The organism is Dyella nitratireducens (genome assembly GCF_014642835.1).
Classification (GTDB): domain Bacteria; phylum Pseudomonadota; class Gammaproteobacteria; order Xanthomonadales; family Rhodanobacteraceae; genus Dyella_B; species Dyella_B nitratireducens.
In genome coordinates, this window is the sequence record NZ_BMJA01000004.1 from 1 (window position 1) to 3,568 (window position 3,568).

The 3,568-nt window shown below is 59.1% G+C and carries 3 protein-coding genes; 1 reads left to right on the top strand and 2 read right to left on the bottom strand.

Going from position 1 to position 3,568, the window contains the following annotated elements; translation table 11 throughout:
• Nucleotides 1–104 precede the first annotated feature (104 nt).
• Complete coding sequence (locus IEX75_RS18775) at nucleotides 105–329, bottom strand: DUF3820 family protein (protein ID WP_188796625.1); 225 nt, start codon at nucleotides 327–329, stop codon at nucleotides 105–107.
• A 102-nt stretch (nucleotides 330–431) separates the two neighbouring features.
• Here IEX75_RS18775 and thpR point away from each other — a divergent pair, with 102 nt between their 5' ends.
• Nucleotides 432–1,010: an RNA 2',3'-cyclic phosphodiesterase gene (thpR, locus tag IEX75_RS18780; RefSeq protein WP_188796628.1), complete on the top strand. Its 579-nt coding sequence runs from the start codon at nucleotides 432–434 to the stop codon at nucleotides 1,008–1,010.
• A gap of 8 nt (nucleotides 1,011–1,018) precedes the next feature.
• Here the strand turns inward: thpR and IEX75_RS18785 are convergent, their stop codons facing one another.
• Nucleotides 1,019–3,088, bottom strand: coding sequence for a putative bifunctional diguanylate cyclase/phosphodiesterase (locus IEX75_RS18785; RefSeq protein ID WP_188796630.1), 2,070 nt, complete (start codon nucleotides 3,086–3,088; stop codon nucleotides 1,019–1,021).
• Between the last annotated feature and the right edge of the window lie 480 nt (nucleotides 3,089–3,568).

Consider the following 3,568-nt stretch of genomic DNA (forward strand, 5'->3'; position numbering starts at 1 on the left):
CGCAGCACTTCAATCGGCATGCCGTGGTGCAGCGTGTGGAAACGTCCGTGGTGTTCAATTACCAGCAGCAATAGGTCATGCCGCTTCCATAACGCAATGCGCAGTCAATCCGGCAGCGAGCGCTTCCGCAGCGGATCGAGCAGCGGCCTCAGTCCGTTGTGATCAATCTCGAGCATCAACGCCAGCAAGTTGCCCAACTCGCCGCGCGGAAAACCTTTGCGAGCAAACCATGCGAGATAAGCACTGGGCAGATCAGCGATCAATCGGCCCTGATATTTGCCGAATGGCATGGCGACAGTGACCAGACGTTGCAGATCTTCGGGTTTCATGTGGCTTGATTCACGGCAATAATGGGGTGGAGGGTAACTCAGGTCCATCTATCGCAGTGGCCCGCCTCAGTGTCAGTTGCACACGTGTCAAGGAACACCCGCATGCTTCCCCAAGGATCTTTGCCAGGCTTCGACCTCGCCATTCCTACCGATCGCCTGTTTCTAGCCGTTTTCCCCGATCCTGCGTACGCTGCCCGTTTCGAAATCTTCGCCGCTAAACATCTTGCTGCACGGCGCATGGATGGCAAGCCGGTGGAAGCCGCCCGCATACACCTCACGCTTTTCCATCTTGGTGACTTCACCGAACTCCCGCCCGGCCTGGCCACGCGAGCTGCCGAAGCACTTTCGCATCTTGAAGCAGAGCCTTTCACCATTCGCTTCGATCAAATCGGCAGCTTCAACAACCGCAGCAGCCACGGCGACTTTGTCCTTACGGCCAGCGACGGCAATGAACCCCTGCATGCGCTTCGCCAACAACTTGCCACGCACCTGAATGCTGCCGCGTTGAATTCATACACCAAAGGCTCGTTCACGCCGCACATGACGTTGGCCTACAACAAGCCAGCAGCGCCGTTCCAGTCCATTGAACCCATCGTATGGCCGGCGCACGAAGTGGTGCTGATCCATAGTCTGCTAGGTAAAACCCGGCATATTCGGATCGCTGAAAAGCCATTGCACTAAGCGCCGTTTCACGCCCCCGCCATCTGCTGCTCCAGCAAGGTGCCGAACGCATCGGCCGTCATGGGTTTGGCAAGCAGATAGCCTTGCATCTGGTCGCAGGCCATGATTTGAAGTTCCGACAGCTGCGACGGCGTTTCGACGCCTTCGGCCACCACTTCCATGTTTAGCGAATGCGCGAGCGCAATGATGGCCGACACGATCGCACGGCCTTCGTGGCCTTGTGCATCCAGGCCGCTGGTGAAAAAACGATCGATCTTCAGCTGCTTGACGCGGAAGCGCTCAAGGTACGCAAGGCTCGAATAGCCCGTGCCGAAGTCGTCGATGGCGATCTCGAATCCTGCATGCTGAAATGCCTGGACCATCTCGGTGGTCTTGGCCGCGTCGTGCATGGCCACCGCTTCGGTGATCTCGAACATGATCTGCTCGCAGGGAATGTTCTCCGCGCGCAGGATATCGACCATGGTCTCGATGAGATCGGGCTGCGCCATCTGGCGCGGTGACAGGTTGACGGCCACCTTGATCGCCGGCAGCCCTAGTGCCTGCCAATGGCGGATCTGCCGGCACGCCTCACGCACCACCCATTGCCCGATCGGCACGATCTGGCCCGAACGCTCGGCGTCGGGAATGAACTCCGATGGCAACAGCAATCCGAGTTCGGGATGATTGAGGCGAATCAGCGCTTCTGCTCCCACCAGTTCCCTGGTGGTGCTGGAAAACTTCGGTTGAAAGCGCAGCGAAAAATACCCTTCGTCGAGCGCTACCCGTATGGCGTTCTGGATCTGCAGCGTACGCATGGCCGCTGCGTTCATGCTGGCCTCGAAAAAGCGCCATGTCGCGCGGCCTGCACGCTTGGCTTCGTACATGGCCGCGTCGGCGTTCTTCAACAAGATATCGGCGGTTTCGCCATCGCGCGGAAACAGCGCAATGCCTATGCTGGGTACCGCCTGGATGGGTTGCTCGTCGCGCCAGTGTCCCCGTCCCATGCGATCGAGAACGCTCTGTGCCACATCCTGAACCTCATGCGGCGATGTCACGTTCTCCATCAATACGACGAACTCATCGCCACCCAGCCTGGCAACCGTGTCGCCTTCGCGCACGCATTGTTGCAGCCGCAGCGAGAACGCCTTCAGCACTTCATCCCCGGTGGAGTGGCCCAGTGAGTCGTTGACCGTCTTGAAGCCGTCGATATCCAGGAACAACACGGCAAAGGTCTCGTGTGCACGCTTCGCGTTATGAACGACCGTTTCGATACGTTCGACGAGCGCTCGGCGGTTTGGCAGATCCGTCAAGGCATCATGGTTGGCCATGCGCACGATCTGGTCATTGAGTTCCGTGACCGACCCTGTCAGCAATGCCGTTCTGACATCGAAGCGCGACAGAATGAGTGTCACGGTCAGAATCGCGAACGTGAACAACGTAATGGTTGTCGCGAGCCATTGGGCGTCGACGCCGTTTGCAGCGCCGCAAATCGAATCAGGCATGAAATCGGCAGCCGCCATGCCCGTGTAATGCATACCAGTGATCGCCACGCCCATCACGAAGGCGGCAACGGCACGTTTGGTCGTGACGTAGCGCTGCCTCATGTCGCTCAGTGCGCGCGCGATCCACAACGCAGCCGTCGATGCCACGACGGCAATCGCGATCGATGCGGTGAAGAGTGACGGGTCGTAGTGGAGGCCCGGCTGCATCCGAAGCGCCGCCATGCCGGTGTAATGCATACCCGCGATGCCCAGCCCCATCAGCACACCGCCTACGGCAATCTCGCGCAAGCCGAGCTGCGCCCGGGTGATGACGTACAGCGCAAACCATGAAACGAAAATCGCGATCAGCAGCGAATAACCCGTAATGGCCGGGTCGTAGCCAAGCGGAATCGGTAGCGAGAATGCCAGCATGCCGACGAAGTGCATCGACCAGATACCAACGCCCATCGCCGCCGCACCCCCTGCCAGCCATGCGTGGCGGTTGGCGGGGCGTTTCAGCATGGAAATGCGGCTTGCCAGGTCGAGCGCCGTGTAGGACGCAAGCGTGGCCACAACGAGCGAGACCGCGACGAGTAAAGGATTGTAGGTACCGGACATTAGGGGCAACTCGTGAACGGAATGCAGACCTTTCTAGTTAGTTATTAGCGCGCAGGCGCGTGCACTCTAAGGGCGGGCTGTCGCGATACTGCCGTAAATTGACATGGGGAAGTCCTAAGGCGGCACCATTGCGCCGCTCGGGGTCAGCTGGCGCACAGGCCTCAAGGCGTAAAGCCCTCCCACCGCCGATCGGCCATCGTTGCATTCCCCATACGGAGCAAGGATCGAGCCAAACATGAAGCGGGTCTGTTTAGCCAACGGCTCCAGCACCGTTCGCCGCGAAAAAGCCAGTCTCGCCTCGACGTCATTCCGGCGAAGGCCCACTGCTGTCTGGGAAAGTTTCGTAGTACCTCACCGTCATTCCGGCGAAGGCCGGAATCCATGTCGAGTCTAGCCATGGATCGGCGATTACCTTTACTCCGCATGGATATAAATGGATTCCGGCCTTCGCCGGAATGACGATAAGGCAAGATTGAAGAC

Bases quoted from the DNA above. Each gene is read 5' to 3' on its own strand.
- IEX75_RS18775 (WP_188796625.1), bottom strand. From the start codon at position 329: ATGAAACCCGAAGATCTGCAACGTCTGGTCACTGTCGCCATGCCATTC.
- thpR (WP_188796628.1), top strand. From the start codon at position 432: ATGCTTCCCCAAGGATCTTTGCCAGGCTTCGACCTCGCCATTCCTACC.
- IEX75_RS18785 (WP_188796630.1), bottom strand. From the start codon at position 3,088: ATGTCCGGTACCTACAATCCTTTACTCGTCGCGGTCTCGCTCGTTGTG.